Raw genomic sequence first — 18,999 nt, 5'->3', positions numbered from 1 at the left:
CAACGGCCGGCGCCCCGGCAAATCTTCGAAGTGAGGAGAGTGTGCCAATTGTCCTTGGGGGGCGGCGAACCCCGGCGCGCGCCGTCAGCGGAGGTTGAAGCGTTCCGCCCAGGTCATGACGTCGGCCGTGGTCGCGTTGCCGCCGCACAGCACCAGGCCCAGGCGCGCCTCGCCGCCGACGCGTTCGATGACGCGGCGGGCCGCCGGGACGAGACAGCCGGCGGCCGGTTCGGCCCAGACCTTCGCGTGGTTCGCGAGGTCGAGCGTGCCCTGGACGGCCTCGGCGTCCGTGACCACGAGCACGTCGCTGACCAGGTCGGTCACATGGTCGTAGGTGATCCGCGAGACCGAGGGCGCGCTGAGGGTGGAGACGATGGACGACAGTTGGACCGGCTTCGGCCCCCCGGCCGCCAGCGCCTCGGACATCGCCTGCGCGCCCACGGTCTCGACCCCCCAGATCCGTACGCCGGGCCGGCGCGCGCGCAGGGCCGCCGCGACACCGGAGATCAGCGCGCCGCCGCCGATGGAGACGAGTACGTCCGTGATCTCGGCGCTCGCGGCGTCGTCGGCGAGTTCGAGGCCGACCGTGCCCTGTCCGGCGACGACCACCGGGTCGTCGAAGGGGTGGACCATGGTCAGTCCCTCGCTCTGGAGCCGGGACATGAGCGCGAACGCCTCGTCCATCGTGTCCGTCAGCCGCACCGTCGCGCCGGCGGCCTCCGCGATCTCGACGGCGCGCGCGGGCGCGGACTTCGCCATCACGACGGTGGCCTTCACGCCCAGCGCCTCGGCCATGACCGCGACGGAGATGGCGTGGTTGCCGCCGCTCACCGCCACCACCCCGGCCGCGCGGTCCGCGTCGCTCAGCGACAGCAGCTTCGCCGTCGCGCCGCGCGCCTTGAAGGAGCCCGTGCGCTGCAACACCTCCAGCTTGGCGGTGACGGGAACCCCGAGCAGTGCCGACAGCCCGGGGCTCTCGACCGTCGGCGTACGCACGACATGTCCGGCGATCAGTCGCGCCGCCGCTTCGATGTCCGAGATGCCGATCACGAGACGTACCTCCTGTTGGCGGCCGGTTGCCGCCGCCTCTGGACAGACCGTACAGACTGCCGCGCGCGCCCGTCCGGGCCGGGGCCGGGGGCGTGGGCGTGGGCGGGGGCCGGGGGGGGAACGGGGGCCGGCAAGATCGGCAAGACACCGCCTAGTACTGCAACGCCGTCGCGACGTCGCGGCCGATGCGTTCCACCGCGCCGAGGTCGAGACCGTAGTGCACGTAGCGGCCGTTGCGTTCCGTACGTACGAGTCCCAGGTCGCGCAGCGCGCGCAGATGGCGTGAGACCTGCGGGCGCGTCATCGACAGCCGGTCCGCCAGGTCCGCCGTGGTCATCGACTGGCGGGCGATCAGCCGGCACAGGCGTACGCGGCTGGGGTCGGTCAGCGCGAGCATGCGGCTACGGGCCAGGGTGACGCCCACCACCGGGGCGTCCACCGGGAAGTGCACGACCGGCGGCAGGCCCGGCTCGTTCTTCACGACCAGGTGCGGGGCGCCGTAGCGGGTGGGGATGAGGAGCACCGGCGTACGGGCCGGTGAGATCACCGCGTGGTGCACCTTGTCGAAGACCACGCGCGGCGGGTCGGCGAGCCGGACGCTGGACGGGCTGAGCGCGGCCAGCGCCGCGCCGGGGCCGTCGTCCGCGAGCCGCTGCCGTACGCGGTGGGCGGCGCGCGCCAGATGGGGTTCGGTCTCGGCCCACAGCGCGGCGAAGAAGACGGGGCGGCACAGGTCGAGGAAGGCGAGCACGTCGGCGCGCAGGGCTTCCGGGTCGCGCAGCAGGGCCTCGGCGAGTTCGAGGTGCGGTTCGGGGAGCCCGGAGGCGGCGTGGCGCAGGGCGGCGGCCTGGGCGGGGTCGTGGAGGACGCGGCCGAAGGCGTAGCCGAGGTAGCCGCTGGCGCAGGAGTACGCGGTGAGTTCGGCGAAACGGTCGACAGGGAGGCGCGACAACGGGGACAGGGGGGACAGGGGGGAAGGAATGGACGGTGGCGCTAATGGGGTGGGGGGCGGTGGGGGTGGCGGGGCGGAGACCCCCGTCCTCTCCAGCCCCATGTAGAACCCCCGCCACCGCAGCGCCGTCCACAGCGGGGAGAATCGCCGCAGCCCGGCCCGGAATGCGGCCGGCGCCGTGCGCGCCACCTCGCGGGCCCAGGGCGCGTGTTCCGCGTGGTGGCCGTGTCCGTGCACGGTCAACACATGCAGGCTCGCGGCCAGTTCGGCGAGGGGCGAGACCGCGACCGTGAAACGGCCCGGCCCCGCCCCCTCCAGTACGACTACGACCGACATGGCCGGATTGTACGAGCGTGGCTCGCCCGACGCGCGTGACGAGCTTCGTACGGTCGACCGTTGCCGTTGGCCTGGTTGGACTGGTTGGCCTCGATGACCTCCAGGATTTCCTCGTCGTCCTCCGTCTCCCCCGTCTCCCCCTCCTCCCCCGCCTCCGCCGCCTCTCCCGTCTCCTCGAACTCCGCCCGCGCCGCCGCCAGGAACTCCGGATCCGTGACCAGATCCGTCACGACCCGGGCCAGCCCCGTCGCCGCGACTTGGGCGCGGTCGTGTGCGAAAGCCGTCGCCGACGCGTTCCGCATGGCGTCGGAGTGGCTGGGCGTACCGAACTCGGCGGTCCGTACGTACGGGTGGATGACCGGCAGCAGTTGGGAGAGGTTGCCGATGTCCGACGAACCCGCCGGTTCGTGCGGCCCGCCCGGGGCGATGCCCACGCCCAGCGCCCGCAGTGTGGCGCCGAACCGGGCGGCGAGCACGTTGTTGTCGCGGCGCTCCGCGTACAGCGCGCCCGTCTCGGTGACCGCCGCCTCCGTCCCGGTGGCGAGCGCCGCGCCCCGCGCCGCCGCGCGGACCCGCTCGACCAGCGCCTCGGTGGCGGTCGACGTGGTGTCCCGTACGTAGAAGTCCACCGCCGCGCGCGAGGGCACCACGTTCGGGGCCCGGCCGCCGTCGGAGACGATCCCGTGCAGCCGGGCGGTCGGCGGCATGAACTGCCGCATCGAATCGAGCGCGTTGAGAAAGAGCTGGGCGGCGGCCAGCGCGCTGCGCCCCTCCCACGGGGTCTTCGCGGCATGCGCGCTCACGCCGACGAAGTCGGCCCGCAGATGCGCGGCGGCCAGCGCGTGCTGGGTGGTCGCCGAGCGGTCGGCCGGATGGAACATCACCGCCGCGTCGACTCCGTCGAAGACCCCGGCCTCGGCCAGCAGGACCTTGCCGCCGCCGCCCATCTCCTCGCCGGGCGTGCCGATGACGGCGATCGTGCCCGCGTGGCCGGGCAGCGCGCGGACGGCCGCGATCGCGGCGGCCACGCCGCCCGCCGCGATGAGGTTGTGGCCGCAGCCGTGCCCGACGCCGGGCAGCGCGTCGTACTCGGCGAGTACGGCGACGTACGGACCGGGCTCGCTCCCCTCGTGCACCGCCACGAACGCGGTGTCCACCCCGCCCGCCCCCGTCTCGACGACGAAGCCCGCCTCGGTGAGCCAGTCGGTCAGCACCCGTACGGCGTGGAACTCGGCGAACTTCAGCTCCGGCCGCCCGTGGATGGCGCGGCTGACCTCCTCCATGCGGGGCCGCAGCGCGGTGAGTTCGTCGCTCAGGCCCTTCAGAGTGGGCGCGAGGGTGCTGCCGGGAAAATCGGAGTTGTCGGTGTTGGTGTCGGTGTCGGTTGCGGACATGGGGGGACTCCCGTCGTACGAGATCGAGTTGACGCGGCTCCGGCCACCTGGCCGGACATGACGAGCTTGCGTCCGCCGCCGACCGTCCGGCCTCCGATTACCGCGCCTCAGGTAACCCCGCGCCTTCCCGCCCGCCGACCTCGTGGTTACGCGTAGACCCCCGCCTTCGCCGCCGCCGCTGCCGCCTCCGCCGCACGTGCCCCCGCCGCCTCGTCCAAGGGCGCGTCGCTGGTCAGCAGGCGGTAGTAGAGCGGGGCCGAGACGGCGCGGATCACCTCGTACGGGTCCGTCCCCGCCGGCAACTCGCCCCGCCGCACCGCCTGTTCGACACACGGCGCCCACTCGGCGACCCGTATCTCGTAGAAGCGGTGCAGGGCCTGGGCCGTCCTCGTGTCCGTCGTGGCCGCCGCGATCACCGCCTTGAACAGCGCGCCCTGGCGCGGGTCGGCCAGTGTGCGGCGTACGAGGTCGGCGTTGGCCCGCAGGTCGCCGAGCAGCGAACCGGTGTCGGTGCGCGGCAGCGACTGCTCGGCCATGTCCGTCAGCAGGTCGGCGACGAGACCGGCCACCGTGCCCCAGCGGCGGTACACGGTCGACTTGCCGACGTCCGCGCGGCGCGCGACATCGGCGAGGTCGAGGCGGGCGAAGCCGTGTTCGGCGAGGGCGTCGCCGGCCGTCCGCAGCACGGCGGCGCGCACTCTGGCTGTACGGCCTCCGGGGCGCAGCGTCCCAGGATCGCCACAGGCGTCGTCGTTCTCAGCGGTGCTCATGGGCGCGCCTCACCTCCATAACGGGACTCCAGTTCCATTAGTCGCACTCCTCTGTTACGTTGGAGCCATCTTAAAGGGAAATCCTTCCCGTTAAGGCATGAGTTTCGGGTTTGTGGAGGGGTTCGATCATGGAGTACAGGCAACTGGGTGCGTCCGGGCTCACGGTCCCGGTCCTCTCCTTCGGAGCGGGCACGTTCGGCGGCCAGGGGCCGCTTTTCGGTGCCTGGGGCAACACCGACGCGCGGGAGGCGCGCCGGCTCGTGGACATCTGCCTGGAGGCGGGCATCTCGATGTTCGACACGGCGGACGTCTACTCGGCGGGCGCGTCCGAGGACGTGCTCGGCCAGGCGATCAAGGGCCGCCGCGACGACGTCCTGCTGTCGACCAAGACCGGCCTGCCGATGGGCGACGGGCCCGGGGACGCGGGAACCTCGCGCTCCCGGCTGATCCGGGCGACGGAGGACGCGCTGCGCCGGCTCGGCACGGACCACATCGACCTCTTCCAACTGCACGCGTTCGACGCGCGGACGCCGGTCGACGAGGTGCTGTCCACGCTCGACCAGCTCGTACGGTCCGGGAAGATCCGCTACGTCGGCGTCTCCAACTTCTCCGGCTGGCAACTGATGAAGTCGCTGGCCGCCGCCGAGCAGCACGGCTACCCGCGCTATGCGGCACACCAGGTCTACTACTCGCTCGTCGGCCGCGACTACGAGTGGGAACTGCTGCCCCTCGGCCTCGACCAGGGCGTCGGCGCGATGGTCTGGAGTCCGCTGGGGTGGGGGCGGCTCACGGGCAAGCTGCGCCGTGGCCGGCCGCTGCCGGCGGGCAGCAGGCTGCACGAGACCGCCGACTTCGGGCCGCCCGTGGACGACGACCATCTCTTCCGCGTGGTCGACGCCCTCGACGTGATCGCGGAGGAGACCGGCAGGACCGTCCCCCAGGTCGCCATCAACTGGCTGCTGCGGCGCCCGACCGTGTCCTCCGTCATCATCGGCGCCCGCAACGAGGAGCAACTGCGCCAGAACATCGGCGCCGTCGGATGGGAGCTGACGCCCGAACAGGTGGCCCGGCTCGACGCGGCGAGCGCCAAGGTGGCGCCGTATCCCCACTTCCCGTACGAACGCCAGGAGGGCTTCGCCCGCCTCAACCCGTCCCCGCTCACCCGCAGCCGCCCCTGATCGCGTACGCGACAGGCCGGTCAGCTTCTTCCGCCGACCTGCCCCGGCTGTGCGACGGTGACCAGAGGTAACTGGCCCGAGTGCAGACAGCGACGACGTGACGACGTGACGGAGAGGCCCATGCGGCAGACGAAGGCGAAGGCGAAGGCGAAGCGCGACAGCGGCACGGTGCTCACCGACGAAGAACTCGCCGCGCTCGACGCCCACTGGCGCGCGGCCAACTATCTCGCCGTCGGCCAGATCTATCTCATGGGCAACGCGCTCCTCACCGAGCCCCTGCGGCCCGAGCACATCAAGCCCCGCCTGTTGGGCCACTGGGGGACCTCCCCAGGACTCAACCTCGTCCACACCCACCTCAACCGCCTCATCAAGAACCGGGACCGGTCCGCCCTGTGTGTCTGGGGTCCCGGGCACGGGGGACCGGCCGTGCTGGCCAACTCCTGGCTGGAGGGCTCGTACGCCGAGACGTACCCGGACGTGAGCCGGGACGCGGCCGGCATGAACCGTCTCTTCCGGCAGTTCTCCTTCCCGGGCGGCGTCCCGAGCCACGTCGCCCCGGAGACCCCCGGCTCCATCCACGAGGGCGGCGAGCTGGGCTACTCCCTCGCGCACGCCTACGGCGCCGCGCTCGACAACCCCGATCTGCTCGTCGCGTGCGTGATCGGCGACGGCGAGGCGGAGACCGGGCCGCTGGCCGGGTCCTGGCACGCCAACAAGTTCCTCGACCCGGTCCATGACGGCGCCGTCCTGCCGATCCTGCATCTCAACGGCTACAAGATCGCCAACCCCACCGTCCTCGCCCGTATCCCCGACGACGAACTGGACGCCCTGCTGCGCGGATACGGCCACGAGCCGCTGTATGTGGCGGGCAGCGACCCGCTCCCGGTGCACCGCGCGCTGGCGGCGGCCCTCGACCGCGCGGCGGACCGCATCGACGCGATCCAGCGCGCCGCGCGGGAGGGGACGAATGCCGAGCGCCCCGCCTGGCCCATGATCGTGCTGCGCACGCCCAAGGGCTGGACCGGTCCCGTCGAGGTCGACGCACTGCCCGTCGAGGGGACGTGGCGCTCCCACCAGGTCCCGCTCCCCTCCGTACGCGAGAACCCGGCCCACCTCGCCCAACTTCAGGCGTGGCTGCGCTCGTACCGTCCCGGCGAACTCTTCGACCGCGACGGCCGGCCCACCGCCCAGGTCCTGTCCTGCGTCCCCGCCGGTACGCGCCGGCTCGGCGCCACCCCGCACGCCAACGGTGGCCTCCTGGTCCGGGACCTGCCGGTCCCGCCGCTGGACGAATTCGCCGTCCAGGTCGACAAGCCCGGCGCGACCCTGCACGAACCGACCCGCGTGCTGGGCGGGATGCTGGCCAGGATCATGGCCGACACCGCCGAACGCAGGGACTTCCGGGTCGTCGGCCCGGACGAGACCGCCTCCAACCGGCTCGAGGCGCTGTTCGACGCCACCGGCAAGGCATGGCAGGCACGGATCCTGCCCACGGACGAACATCTGGCCCGCGACGGCCGGGTGATGGAAGTCCTCTCCGAGCACCTGTGCCAGGGCTGGCTGGAGGGCTATCTCCTGACGGGCCGTCATGGGCTGTTCTCCTGCTACGAGGCGTTCGTGCACATCGTCGACTCGATGGTCAACCAGCACATCAAATGGCTCAGGACATCACGGGCGTTGGCCTGGCGCCGCCCGGTGGCGTCCCTCAACTACCTGCTGACGTCGCATGTCTGGCGCCAGGACCACAACGGCTTCTCCCACCAGGACCCCGGCTTCGTCGATCACGTACTGAACAAGAGCCCCGAGGTCGTACGCGTCTATCTGCCGCCGGACGCCAACACCCTGCTCTCCGTGGCCGATCATGTGCTGCGCAGCCGGGATTACGTGAACGTCGTCGTCGCCGGCAAGCAGCCCACCTTCGACTGGCTCACCATGGACGAGGCACGCGCGCACTGTGCGCGGGGCGCGGGCCTGTGGAAGTGGGCCGGTACGCAGGACGGGGACCGGGAGCCGGACGTGGTCCTGGCCTGCGCGGGGGACGTGCCGACCCTGGAAGTCATCGCGGCGGCGGGGCTGTTGCGGCAGCATCTGCCGGAGCTGGCGGTCCGCGTGGTCAACGTGGTCGACATGACACGGCTGATGACGAGCGAGGAGCATCCGCACGGGATGCCGGAGTCCGAGTACGACGACCTGTTCACCACCGACAAGCCGGTGATCTTCGCGTACCACGGCTACCCGTGGCTCATCCACCGGCTGGCCTACCGCCGCACCGGCCACGAGAATGTGCACGTACGCGGCTACAAGGAGATGGGAACGACGACCACGCCCTTCGACATGGTCGTCCGCAACGACCTGGACCGCTACCGGCTGGTCATGGACGTCATCGACCGCGTCCCGGGCCTCGGGGTGCGGGCCGCCGACGTACGCCAGACCATGGCGGACACCCGTACCCGCCACCACAGTTGGATCCGCGAACATGGGGTGGACCTCCCGGAGGTCGCGGACTGGAGCTGGGCAGGCTGACGGCGGCCCGCACATGGCGCGATGTGTGTGCTTCGCGCCGGGTCCCGGCTCCCAACTCCCTATGCTGGGTGTGTACTTCTACAGCCCTGTAGAGATACACGCGCCTCGGGCCCCCGGGAACGAAGGAATCAAAGGAATCAATGGTGTTGAAGCGACTGCTCGGTTCACTCGGCGTCGGCGGGCCGAGTGTGGAAACGGTGCTGGAGCCCGGTGCGGTGGTGCCGGGAGGCACCCTGCGCGGCGAGGTCCAACTGGTGGGCGGGAGCGCGGCGTACGACGTCGACCGCGTCGAGCTGGAATTCGTCGCCCGCGTCGAGGCGGAGCACGAGGAGGGGGAGAGCGAGGGCTTCGTCACCTTCGAGCGGTACGAGATCGCCGGGGGTTTCCGGCTGGGCGAGGGCGAGTCGCGCGGCGTGCCGTTCGCGGTGACGGTGCCGTGGGAGACACCGGTCTCCGAACTGCACGGTGAACCGCTCGGCATCACGCTGGGCGTACGTACGGAGCTGGAGATCGCGGGCGCCAGGGACAAGGGCGACTTCGACGCGTTCGCCGTACGGCCGCTGGCGGTGCAGGAGGCCGTGCTCGAGGCGTTCGGGCAGCTCGGCTTCGGCTTCAAGTCGGCGGACCTGGAGCTGGGACACATCAACGGGAGCGGCCAACGGCTGCCGTTCTACCAGGAGATCGAACTGATCCCGGCCCCGAGTTACGCACACCGGCTGAACGAGGTCGAGGTGACGTTCCTGGCTCACGCGGGCGGGACGGAGATCGTCCTGGAGGCGGACGGCCGCGGGGACGCGGGCGTGGACGACGCGTTGAACCGGCACACCGTCGGGCACGACGAGGTGGCGCGCACCGACTGGAACACGGTGGTGGCGGGCTGGGTGGACCACCTCGCGGGCGGCTACGCCGGGCACGCGCACACGTCCGGGCACGGGTCCGACCACGGCCACGGTCACGGCTCCGGCCTGAGTACGGGGGCGGCGGTCGGCGTCGGTGTGGCCGGTGTGGCCGTAGGGGTGGCGGGCGGCCTGGTGGCTGCCGAAGTCGTGGACGAGGTGGGCGACTTCTTCGAGGGCGATGAGGGCGATGAGGGTGACGAGGGCGGGGGAGGCGACGAGGGCTAGGGCGGGAGCAGAGCCATCGCGGCGGGTGCCGGGGCGAGCGGTCCGGCCCCCGCCACTCACCCACCCCCCCCTCGGCGTCAGCGCGCGCCCTTCCGCGCTCCCGCCGAGTCGATGGAGAAGTTGGGCACGATCCGCTCCAGTCGGGCGGGCATGGCCCAGTTGGCCGGGCCGATCAGATGCATCAGGGCCGGGACGAGCAGACCCCGGATGATCAGGGCGTCGACGAGTACGGCGAAGGCCAGCCCGAATCCGAACTCCTTGAGCACATGGCTGTCGCCGATCAGGAACGAGCCGAACACCAGGATCATGATGCCGGCCGCCGCCGCGATGATGCGTCCCGTCTTCGCCAGACCATGTGTCACGGCCCAGTGGTTGTCCGCGACTTCGGCTCCCGGCGAGGCGGCGGCCCGGCGCCGTACATGCCATTCCTCCTGCATACGGCTGACGAGAAACACCTCGTAGTCCATCGAGAGGCCGAACAGCACCGAGAACAGCAGGACGGGGATGAAGGCGTCCACGGGCCCGGTGCCCGTGATGTTGAAGACCGAACCGCCCCAGCCCCAGGTGAACACGGCGTTCATCGCACCGAGCGCGGCACCGACGGACAGCAGATTCATCACCGCCGCCACCAGCGGGATGAGCAGACTGCGGAAAACCGCCACCAGCAGCAGGAACGCCAGGACGACGACGACCGCGATGAACAGCGGCAGCTTCTGGCTCAGCACCCGCGAGAAGTCGATGTTGGCGGGCGTGACGCCGCCGACATGGACGGCGGGGTGGCCGGGGCCCTCCGCCTTCGGCGCCAGGTCGCGGATGTCGCTCACCAGACTGACGGTCGCCTTCGCCCCCGGCCCGGTGGCGGGATAGAGGATCGCGAGCGCGACCTTGCCGTTCGGGGAGGTCGTCGCCGGTGTCACCGACACCACCCCCGGCTGTTCGGCGGCCGAGGCCAGGAAAGTGTTGAACGCCTGGGCGTCGCTTGGGGAGTTGATCTCGCTCACGAGCTGGAACGGTCCGTTGAAGCCCGGCCCGAACCCCTTGGCCAGGGCGGTGTACGCCTGGTGGGTGTTGGAGTCGGGCGGGTCGTTCGCGGCGCCCGACGAGCCGAGACGCAGGGTGAACAGGGGCAGCGCGACCACGACCACCAGGGCCAGGGCGCCGGCGGCCACGAGCACGCGGCGCCTCTCGACGAACGTCGCCCAGCGCAGCCAGAATCCGGCCGCGTCCTCGGGGACCGGCCCCTTCTGCGCGAGGGCGCGGCGCTCACGCCGGGAGAGCGTCTTCGGGCCGAGGAAGCCGAGCATGGCGGGCAGGAACGTCAGCGCGGTGGCCATGGTCAGCGCGACCGTGAGGGCGGAGGCCGCCGACACCCCGTACAGATAGTCGACCCCGAGGGCGAACTGTCCGAGCAGGGCGATACAGACGGTGATCCCGGCGAACAGCACCGTACGCCCGGACGTGTTGACCGCCTGGACCGTCGATTCCTCGTAGGTGTGACCGGCCTTCACCGCGCCTCGGTGGCGGCTGATGATGAACAGGCCGTAGTCGATGCCGACGCCGAGCCCGATCAGGACGGCGAGGTCGCTCGAGACGTTCGGGGTGTCCATGACGTGCGACAGCAGGCTGATGAGGGAGGTGCCGGTGAACAGCGCGACGGCCGCCGTCACCAGTGGCATCAGCGAGGCGAACAGGGCCCCGCCGAAGACGATCAGCAGGATGACGAACGCGGCGATCGCGCCCACCGCGACCGACACTCCGGGGCCGGCGCTCTCCTCGGCTTCGATCGACTGACCGCCGAGCGAGATACGGACGTCCGGCCCTTCTGCGGCCTTGGCGGTGTCGATCAGTTTCCGGGCGTCCGACTTCGTGACGTCGGCGGCCTTCATCTTCCAGTTCACGGCGGCGAACGCGACGCTGCCGTCCTTGCTGATCTGCGCGGCGCCCTGCGGGCTGTACGGGCTGACGACGGACGCGATGCCGGGGATGGCGGCGACCTTGGTGAGCGCGGCGGTGACGGGCTGCCGGACCGAGGCCGAGCGGACGGTGGCGCCACCCCTGGCCTCGATGACGATCTGGTCGCCCTCGCCCGACGCGGCGGCGAAGTTGTCGGTGAGGAGGTTCACGGCGGCCTGCGAGTCGGTGCCCGGCAGGCTGACGCTCTCGTTGTACTTGCTGCCGATCGACTGGCTGAGCGCGACGGTCACGACCAGGATCAGTAGCCAGGCGGCCACCACCGTACGGCGGTGCAGGAAACACCAGTGAGCCAGACGTGACACGTTGCTTCCCCGCCGAGGTTTCGAGTAGCCGAGCAGCCGAGTGGTCGAGTCGTTGAGTTGCCGGACGTGACGAATGAAGATCTACGCCACGGGCGAGGCGGCGCGGCGAAACGTCACTCCAACGAGGGCGGGTCATACGCCCGCGGGGCCGCTCGACACCCCCGGTCCGGACTTCGCCATCGTCACGCCGTGAGCTGCGTCAGCGCTCCCGTACCGCGAGGGTGAGAAAGTACGTCTCCGCGTCCTCGTAGCACGTCACGCGCCATCCCGACGCCTCCAGCAACGGCCGGAGGTTGTCGGCCGCGAGCACGTCGTCGGGGCTCAGCGGGCGGCCGTGCCGGGCGGCGCGCTCGGTGCGGCCGGAGGGGTGGAACAGCGCCAGGGCGGCTCCGGGTGAGCCGACCCTGGCCCATTCACGTACAGCGCGTTTCGGGTCGGGCAGGTGGTTCAGCAGCCCCGCCGTGAAGACGCCGTCCAAAGCGCCGTCCGCGAACGGCAGTTGACAGGCGTCCGCCAGGAGCAAGGAGGCGAGGGCCGAGTCGCCGCGGCGCTCCCGCGCGGCGGACCGGAGCATCGCCGCGGTGAGGTCCACCCCGAACACGGCCCCGCGCGCGCCGACCGCCTCCCGCAGCGCGGGCAGCGCGCGCCCCGACCCGCACCCCACGTCCGCCGCCACCTGCCCGGGGCGCAGGCCCAGGCGGGCGACCGCCGCCGCGTACCTGGGCTGATCCCGCGCGAAACGGGCCTCCCACTCGCCGGCCCTCGGGGTGAAGAACGTACGCACGGCGGTGCGCCCGGCGCGCGCGGCGGCCAGTTCCGCGAACCGGCCGAACAGTTGGTCGCGGTACGGCGCCAGCTCGGCGAGCCGCGCGGGCGCGGCCTCCCGGATGCCCGGCCCGCCGCCACCGGGCGCCGAGGCCGCGTCGTACGGGAACGCCTCCACGAACGCGCCGACCGCTTCCTCGTCGGCCTCCAGATGGAACTGCAACCCCCACGCGGAACTGCCCGCCCGGAACGCCTGGACCGGATACCGCTCGCACGAGGCCAGCACGACGGCCCCGGCCGGCAGGCTCATGGTGTCGTCGTGCCAGTGCAGCACGCCCAGGCTCGCGGGCAGCCCGGCGAACAGCGGATCACCGGCCGCCTCCGCGGTCAGCCCGACCCGCCCCCAGCCGACCTGCTTCCCGGTCCCGGCGTACGCGTCGCCACCCGCCGCGACCGCCAGCAACCGCGCGCCCAGACAGATGCCCAGTACGGGCACCTCGGCCGCCAACGCGTGGCGCAGTAGCGCGAGTTCGACGGTACGGGTGGGGAATCCGGCGTCGCTGTACGCGGACATCGGCCCGCCCATCACCACCAGCGCGGCCACCCCGTCAAGCCCCTCGGGCCCGTCCGGCACCACGTCCCCGGCCCACACCCGACATCGCCGCACGGCCAGCCCGGCGGCCTCCAGCGCGACGGCGACGGCGTAAGGCCCCTCGCCGGGCACATGCTGCACCACGAGAACGGCCACCGGGCACCCCACCTCTCGACCCTTCAGGCATCCATATCTGCCAGGCGAAGAATCACTTTCTCATGGCATCTGAGGCTGTGAGCGCGCCTTTACCCGGTTTATGCGTCCCCCTCCGCCGTCCGCCGGCATACCGCTTCTGATATGCGAAGTTCGTACATCCCACCCGCTGTTTCGCAGACACCCGGTAGGCCGATTGCTAGGTTGATCGCGATCAACGAAATCGACCGAAACGATCTATAGGGTGATGTAGTTGAGCGAAAATACCCAAAGCGGTGGATCGTCCCCCGTAAGCCGTCGCACACTCCTCAGAACCGGCACAGGAATAGCCGCCGCCGCCGCGACCGGCGGTTTCTCTTTGGCTACGGCCGGGACGGCGCAGGCGGTCGTCGATCCGACGCAGCGCATCCTGCTGGAGGGGAACGGCGACGATCCCGTCGTACGGAAGACGCTCCACCAGCCCTACTGGGCGATGCAGTCCTTCGCCTTCGACCATGTCCACGGGCACATCTACTTCGTGCAGACCAAGGTCGGGAGCAAGAACGGCGACCTCTGGGTGACCAGGACCGACCTCAGCGGCAACGTGCTGGGCGCCATGGCGCTCCACTCGTTCGACCACGGCTCCTCGATGGGGGTCCAGCCGGATACCTTCGGATCTCCGTATCTCTGGCTCGCGGGCGACTGGCGGAGCCTGGATCCGGATTCCGGGACGCCGCCCAACAGCCATACGATCGCCCGCGTCAAGTACAAGGACGGGGGGCTGATCGACTACCACACCAGCCCCGGTGTCGGGGAATTCCATATCGGTCTCTCCGATTTCGTGGACTGTCCGAGACCGTCGATCGATCCCTACACGAACCGGCTGCTCGTGCGGTACATGGGGACGACGAGTCCGTGGCGCCTCGCGCTGTTCAACCTCTCCGACGTCCTCGCGCGCGGCATCCACGACGACACTCCCTGCCTCGCCATGCGCGCCCTGCCGACCAACGCCCAACTCAAGATCGCCGAGGGTGACCACTTCCAGGGCGTGGCCGCGTACGGCCAGTACGCGTACCTCTCCTACGGTGCCGCGCCCGCGCATCCCTCGGACCCGCCCAGGCCGTCCTATCTGTTCAGTGTGGACATGAACCGGACCGGAGGGCAGTACACCGAGAAGTTCCAGACGCACGCGGGCGACTCGCTGCCCGGCCGCGAACCCCAGGGCCTGGCGATCTGGCGGCACTCCAGCGGCCCGCGGCTCGCTTTCGGCTTCTCCAGCAAGATCGCCGTCAGTCCTGACGAGTTCCAGTCGACCGTCTTCTACAAGAGCGACCTCGCCTTCTGACGAGCAGTCGCCCCCGCCCGGCCCTCTCTCGCGCGGCGGCGCGGGGGAGGGCCGGTGCCATGTGAGGAAAATCTGACACTGCCCGATGTTCCGACTCCTGACTAGCGTTCGTGGCGTCAACTCGCAGAAGGAGAAGGCCCCATGAGCGCATCGATTTCCCGCCCGTCCGCCCGGAGGAACGCCCGCGCCGCGCTGTTCGCCGTCCCGCTCGCCGTCGCCGGCGTCCTCGGCACCGCCGTCGCGCCGGCCGCGGCGACCTCCCACCACCCCGCCACGTCCCTCACCTGCCGGGGAGAGGGCGTCGACCCCGACGCGCTCGTCCGCTACAAGACCGAGACCGTGATCCACGCGCCGCTCAGCACCATCTGGAAGCTCCAGACCGATGTCGAACGCTGGCCGACCTGGCAAGGCCCCGTCGAGAGCGCCGAACGCCTCGATCACGGCCCCTTCCGGGCGGGTTCGGCGTTCCGGTGGACGACCCCGGCACCCGCCACGCCCACGACGCCCGCCACCACCCTGGAGATCACCTCGACCGTCGAGCAGGTCAGGCGCGGCTCCTGCATCCGCTGGACCGGGCCCGCGATCGGTGAGGGGCTGCGCATCGACAACGGCGTCCACGTATGGAACTTCACCAAGGTCAGGGGCGGCGTGCGGGTGAGCACCGAAGAGACCCACGTCGGCGACCAGATCGAATCGAACGTCCCGCTCGCGACCGAGATCCTCGGTATGGGCCTTGAGGGCTGGCTGAGCGAACTGAAGACGGCGGCCGAAGCGGCCGAAGCCAGTGCCCGTTCCCGTACCGACGGGTGAAGGCGTACGCCCGTAACCATGCCGCCACCGCCCGTATGCCGTGATTTTCATGCCCGTTGACGGTCAACGCGCCACGCTGGGCCCGCCGCTGGGCCCCTGGACCCTGCGTCTGGGTCCGGGCCCGTCCCTAGTCTCCGGAGATCTCCCGAGCGGGGAGGCCGGGACGGCTTGGGTGAGGAGTCCGGATGAGCGGCACGCAGTACGTACGCGGATCGGGGCGGCGGCGCGACAGAGGGCAGGGCGGTGTCGAGTACGTCGCGCTGATAGGTGTCGTCGCCGCGATCGTCGGCGCGATCGTGGCGCTGACCGTTCCCGACGACACCTCGGTGGCGCTCAAGGACGCGGTGTGCCGGATCGTCAACGCCGGTGACGGGGGCGAGGGTTGCGACTCCGGAGCGGGCGGGGACGGGGACGACGGAGGTGGCGGGGACGACGGCGGGCCCCTGCCCCCACCGCCGCCGGGCGACCCCTTCCAGCCGGCGAAGTGCCTGCTCGCGCAGGATCAGACCAAGACCACCGTCGTCGTCCAGATCCTCTTCATCAAGATCAGCGGCTCGGAGCAGATCAAGCTCCAGCAGTGGTCCGACGGCACCGTCACCCTGGAGCGCGTGACCGAGTCCGGGGGCGGCGTGACCGCCAGCATCTCGGCCGGGATCCCCGGTCTGAAGGACTGGGGCGGCAGCGCCTCGCTGAGCGGCAGTTACATGAAGGGCAGCGGCAGCGGCGGTCAGTGGCTGTTCAACGGCAACAAGACCGGTGACCCGCAGAAGGACCTGGAGCTGAACCTCGAGGACGCCAAGAAGTTCACCGAGTATCTGAAGGCGCAGGACGACTGCAACTCGCGCTCCGGACGGTCCGAGTTGCAGATGATCTGTAGCTACCACGCCAACAACAAGAAGCCCGACCTGCCGCCGGAGCGCGCCCCCGACGTCGACATCACCAAGACCAGCACCGAGGTGTCGGGCGGGGTGAGCTTCGGCAAGTCCTTCACGAAGGGCAAGGGCGGCAAGGACAAGGACGGCAAGCCGACCGATCTCGGCAGTATCTCGGGCGAGTTCGGGACCGGGACGATGACCGAGGACGTGGTGGTCATGCGCGCCAACACCGGCCCCGACGCCGGGAAGATCACCTTCATCTACACCTTCAGCGTCGACGCCAAGGGCGGCGAACTCGCCCAGGGCAAGGCCACCCGCATGCAGCAGGTCGCCGTCACCTACGACGCCAAGACCTTCGACCAGGAGGAGAAGGACGGCAAGGAGCACCGGCCGCAGAAGCTGGTGATCACGACCAGCCAGGAGAACGGCGAGGGTGTGGGCGTCCAGGTCGGAGCCGGGGCGAACGTACCCGGTACGCCGGTGACGATCGACGTCGGCGGCGGTGGCGGCAATATCAAGTCGCAGATCCACACCGAGTCCGCCGAGGTCGTCCTCGACAACGACGGTGACAGCAAACTGGTCGAGGACTGGCTGCGCGGACGCGGCGACTTCCCCGCGTCGGACGCCCTGCCCACCCCCTCGGACGCGGCGAAAGCACCCGGCAGCGACGCCGGACCGCTGGAGCGCCTGCTCTACAACAAGGGCAAGCTGTCAAGGCTCGACTACAACGCCAACACCGACTGGTGGAACGCCTCTCTCGGCATCGGCTTCGGCATCTCCGCCGGCCAAGTGACCGCGGGCTTCAAACTCTTCGGCATCGACATCACCCACGAAGAGAAGAACCAGACGATCACCGGCAACCCGTCGTACGCCACGGGCCCCAAGAACGGCGGGGCGCGGCAGTGGGTGGAGTGGACGAACTGCACGCAGACGAAGCCGATCGCGTAGTCGATGACGCGGGAGTACGTGGCGGGACTGCCGGTACTGCCGTGGCGCTCGGCGCCACGGCGTCCCATCTCCCGTACCCGATGGGATAGTTGGCCCTGATGACCGCTCAGCGCATCACGGCCGCCGCTGTACGGACGCGGCTTCGCCGCCACCGTGCCGTTCTCGGCCGGGCGGTGGGAGTGCTCGCGGTCCTGGGGTGCGCCAGACGGTGCTCGCCGCCGCGGCGGGCGCGAGCGTGCTGCTCGGCGCGGTGTTTACGGCGCGCACGTACGGACTCTCCCGGCGCGGCCAGGTGACGGAGCGGTTCAGGGCGGCTGTCGGACTTCTGGCCTCGGACAAGCTCACGGAGCGGCTGGGAGCCGTATACAGCCTGGAACACGTCATGGCGGAGTCGCCCGAGGAGCACAACACCGTGGTCGGCGTGCTCGCGGCCCTCATCCGCGAGAACACCAGGCGCGACACCGCGCCGAGCCCTGGTACGGAACCCCCGGAGCAGGGGATGCGGGAGCCGGTTCCCGACTGGGGGACCGAACCGCCCGCCGACATCCGCGCGGCGGTGGACGTGCTGGCCCGCCGGCCCGAACGGCCCGAGCCACGACGTGTCGACCTCCGGTCGGCCACCCTCGTGGGGTTGATCGTCCGGGGGTTCGACTTCGACGCCCCGCTCTCCCGGATCTACTTCACCGGGGCGGACCTGCGGCGCGCGGACCTGCGTGGTGCCGATCTGACCGACTCGATCCTCAACGCGAGCGAACTGTGCCTGGCGGCGCTCGGATCCGCCCGGCTCGATCACGCCCAGCTCACCGGGGCCGACCTGCGGGGCGCGTCCCTCGTCGGTGCGACCCTGCTCGGCACCGACCTCTGTGGCGCGGACCTCAGGGACACCGAGCACTTGACCGCCGGGCAACTGTCGGGCGCCGAGATCGACGAAACCTCCCGCCTGCCCCGGAACTCGCCACCGACCCATGGGTCCTGGCCCGCCTGGCGGACTGCGTCGCCTGGCGCGAACGGCAGATCGCGCGGGGCCTGTACCCGACGCCCGCTGCACCGACGCCCGCTCCGACGACGGGTCCGTGAGCCGGGCCTGCCGCTGTGTCGTCGGTGGCGTCTGCGAACATCCAGTGCGTGGACCATCCGATCAACCGTCCGATCAACGATCCGGCGCCGCCCGGCTTCGACCCCGGCGCACCCGTGCGCTCCGGCATCCCGGAGCACGGGCGCGTGCCGAAGTACTACGCCGTGAAAGCCCATGTCGTCGGGTTGATCGGCGAGCTGGGCGACGGTGACCCGCTGCCGACCGAGCGCGATCTCGCGCTGCGGTACGAGGTCTCGCGCGAGACCGTGCGCCAGGCGCTGCGCGAGCTGCTGCTGGAGGGGCGGCTGCGCCGGCAGGGGCGCGGGACCGTCGTCGCGGGCCCGAAGCTGGAACAGCCGCTGTCGCCGGCCAGCTACACGGAGGGCGTACGCCGTCAGAACCGCCGGCCGGGCCGCAATCTCATCGGGCTCGAGCGCTTTCCCTGCCCCGCCGTCCTGGCGGCCGACGTGGGTGTACGGACCGGTGACCCGGTCTGGCACATGGAGCGTGTACTGCTGGCGGACGACGAGCGCGTCGGGCTGGAGAGTACGTACGTGGCGGTCGCCCGAGTCCCGCGGCTGGAAGCCGACTTCGAGCCGGACTCGTCCTTCTACTCCTACCTGCGCGACGTCGTCGGTGTGCCCTTCGGCGACGCCGACGAACGGATCGAGACGGTCCTGGCGACACCGCGCGAGGCGCTGCTCATCGGGACTCCGCCGGCGCTGCCCATGCTGCTGATCCACCGGCTCTCGCGCGACGCGCAGGGGCAACCGCTGGAGCGGGTGCGGACGTTGTTCCGGGGGGACCGCTTCAGCTTCACCGCTCACCTCGGCCGTCGGCCCGGGTGACCGCAT

At 71.0% G+C, this 18,999-nt stretch carries 14 protein-coding genes; 8 read left to right on the top strand and 6 right to left on the bottom strand.

Annotated elements, in window-relative coordinates:
- Nucleotides 1-84: 84 nt before the first annotated feature.
- The 4 genes from OG329_RS19290 to OG329_RS19275 form a co-directional block, all read right to left on the bottom strand.
- Nucleotides 85-1,050, bottom strand: a complete 966-nt coding sequence (locus OG329_RS19290) for a threonine/serine dehydratase (protein WP_405796698.1) — start codon at nt 1,048-1,050, stop codon at nt 85-87.
- Nucleotides 1,051-1,201: 151 nt separating this feature from the next.
- Nucleotides 1,202-2,338 (bottom strand): DUF5937 family protein, encoded by a 1,137-nt coding sequence (locus OG329_RS19285; protein WP_405796696.1) that lies wholly within the window; start codon nt 2,336-2,338, stop codon nt 1,202-1,204.
- Nucleotides 2,326-3,732 (bottom strand): amidohydrolase, encoded by a 1,407-nt coding sequence (locus OG329_RS19280; protein WP_405796694.1) that lies wholly within the window; start codon nt 3,730-3,732, stop codon nt 2,326-2,328. Before OG329_RS19280 ends, OG329_RS19285 begins: the two co-directional genes overlap by 13 nt.
- A 146-nt stretch (nt 3,733-3,878) precedes the next feature.
- Nucleotides 3,879-4,502, bottom strand: coding sequence for a TetR/AcrR family transcriptional regulator (locus OG329_RS19275; RefSeq protein ID WP_405796692.1), 624 nt, complete (start codon nt 4,500-4,502; stop codon nt 3,879-3,881).
- Between the two features lie 128 nt (nt 4,503-4,630).
- Between OG329_RS19275 and OG329_RS19270 the strand changes: the two genes are divergently transcribed.
- From OG329_RS19270 to OG329_RS19260, 3 genes are all read left to right on the top strand, one after another.
- The gene (locus OG329_RS19270; protein WP_405796690.1) at nt 4,631-5,680 is read left to right on the top strand and encodes an aldo/keto reductase; all 1,050 of its coding nucleotides are present in this window, start codon (nt 4,631-4,633) and stop codon (nt 5,678-5,680) included.
- Between the two features lie 120 nt (nt 5,681-5,800).
- Complete coding sequence (locus OG329_RS19265; protein WP_405796688.1) at nt 5,801-8,203, top strand: phosphoketolase; 2,403 nt, start codon at nt 5,801-5,803, stop codon at nt 8,201-8,203.
- A gap of 140 nt (nt 8,204-8,343) precedes the next feature.
- Complete coding sequence (locus OG329_RS19260) at nt 8,344-9,327, top strand: sporulation protein (RefSeq protein WP_405796686.1); 984 nt, start codon at nt 8,344-8,346, stop codon at nt 9,325-9,327.
- Nucleotides 9,328-9,404: 77 nt separating this feature from the next.
- Here OG329_RS19260 and OG329_RS19255 read toward each other — a convergent pair whose 3' ends face one another.
- Nucleotides 9,405-11,603: an MMPL family transporter gene (locus OG329_RS19255; RefSeq protein WP_405796684.1), complete on the bottom strand. Its 2,199-nt coding sequence runs from the start codon at nt 11,601-11,603 to the stop codon at nt 9,405-9,407.
- A 199-nt stretch (nt 11,604-11,802) separates the two neighbouring features.
- The gene (locus tag OG329_RS19250) at nt 11,803-13,116 is read right to left on the bottom strand and encodes a methyltransferase domain-containing protein (protein WP_405796682.1); all 1,314 of its coding nucleotides are present in this window, start codon (nt 13,114-13,116) and stop codon (nt 11,803-11,805) included.
- Between the two features lie 355 nt (nt 13,117-13,471).
- On the opposite strand from OG329_RS19250, the gene OG329_RS19245 reads away from it, so the two are divergent.
- The 5 genes from OG329_RS19245 (at nt 13,472) to OG329_RS19225 (ending at nt 18,993) form a co-directional block, all read left to right on the top strand.
- Nucleotides 13,472-14,437 (top strand): hypothetical protein, encoded by a 966-nt coding sequence (locus tag OG329_RS19245; protein WP_405796680.1) that lies wholly within the window; start codon nt 13,472-13,474, stop codon nt 14,435-14,437.
- Nucleotides 14,438-14,578: 141 nt separating this feature from the next.
- Complete coding sequence (locus OG329_RS19240; protein WP_405796678.1) at nt 14,579-15,247, top strand: SRPBCC family protein; 669 nt, start codon at nt 14,579-14,581, stop codon at nt 15,245-15,247.
- A 185-nt stretch (nt 15,248-15,432) separates the two neighbouring features.
- Complete coding sequence (locus OG329_RS19235; RefSeq protein WP_405796676.1) at nt 15,433-17,070, top strand: hypothetical protein; 1,638 nt, start codon at nt 15,433-15,435, stop codon at nt 17,068-17,070.
- 196 nt (nt 17,071-17,266) lie between these two features.
- Nucleotides 17,267-18,313: a pentapeptide repeat-containing protein gene (locus OG329_RS19230; protein WP_405796674.1), complete on the top strand. Its 1,047-nt coding sequence runs from the start codon at nt 17,267-17,269 to the stop codon at nt 18,311-18,313.
- Nucleotides 18,220-18,993, top strand: a complete 774-nt coding sequence (locus tag OG329_RS19225) for a GntR family transcriptional regulator (RefSeq protein ID WP_405801916.1) — start codon at nt 18,220-18,222, stop codon at nt 18,991-18,993. Before OG329_RS19230 ends, OG329_RS19225 begins: the two co-directional genes overlap by 94 nt.
- Nucleotides 18,994-18,999 lie beyond the last annotated feature (6 nt).

The organism is Streptomyces sp. NBC_01506 (assembly GCF_045040295.1).
In the GTDB taxonomy this organism is placed as follows: domain Bacteria; phylum Actinomycetota; class Actinomycetes; order Streptomycetales; family Streptomycetaceae; genus Streptomyces.
The sequence above is the reverse complement of the archived record's forward strand: the minus strand, read 5'-3'. Positions and strand labels throughout refer to the sequence as shown.

Coding starts and splice junctions, on each gene's coding strand:
- OG329_RS19260 (WP_405796686.1), top strand. CDS start 8,344: ATGGTGTTGAAGCGACTGCTCGGTTCACTCGGCGTCGGCGGGCCGAGT.
- OG329_RS19280 (WP_405796694.1), bottom strand. CDS start 3,732: ATGTCCGCAACCGACACCGACACCAACACCGACAACTCCGATTTTCCC.
- OG329_RS19235 (WP_405796676.1), top strand. CDS start 15,433: ATGAGCGGCACGCAGTACGTACGCGGATCGGGGCGGCGGCGCGACAGA.
- OG329_RS19275 (WP_405796692.1), bottom strand. CDS start 4,502: ATGAGCACCGCTGAGAACGACGACGCCTGTGGCGATCCTGGGACGCTG.
- OG329_RS19270 (WP_405796690.1), top strand. CDS start 4,631: ATGGAGTACAGGCAACTGGGTGCGTCCGGGCTCACGGTCCCGGTCCTC.
- OG329_RS19285 (WP_405796696.1), bottom strand. CDS start 2,338: ATGTCGGTCGTAGTCGTACTGGAGGGGGCGGGGCCGGGCCGTTTCACG.
- OG329_RS19265 (WP_405796688.1), top strand. CDS start 5,801: ATGCGGCAGACGAAGGCGAAGGCGAAGGCGAAGCGCGACAGCGGCACG.
- OG329_RS19240 (WP_405796678.1), top strand. CDS start 14,579: ATGAGCGCATCGATTTCCCGCCCGTCCGCCCGGAGGAACGCCCGCGCC.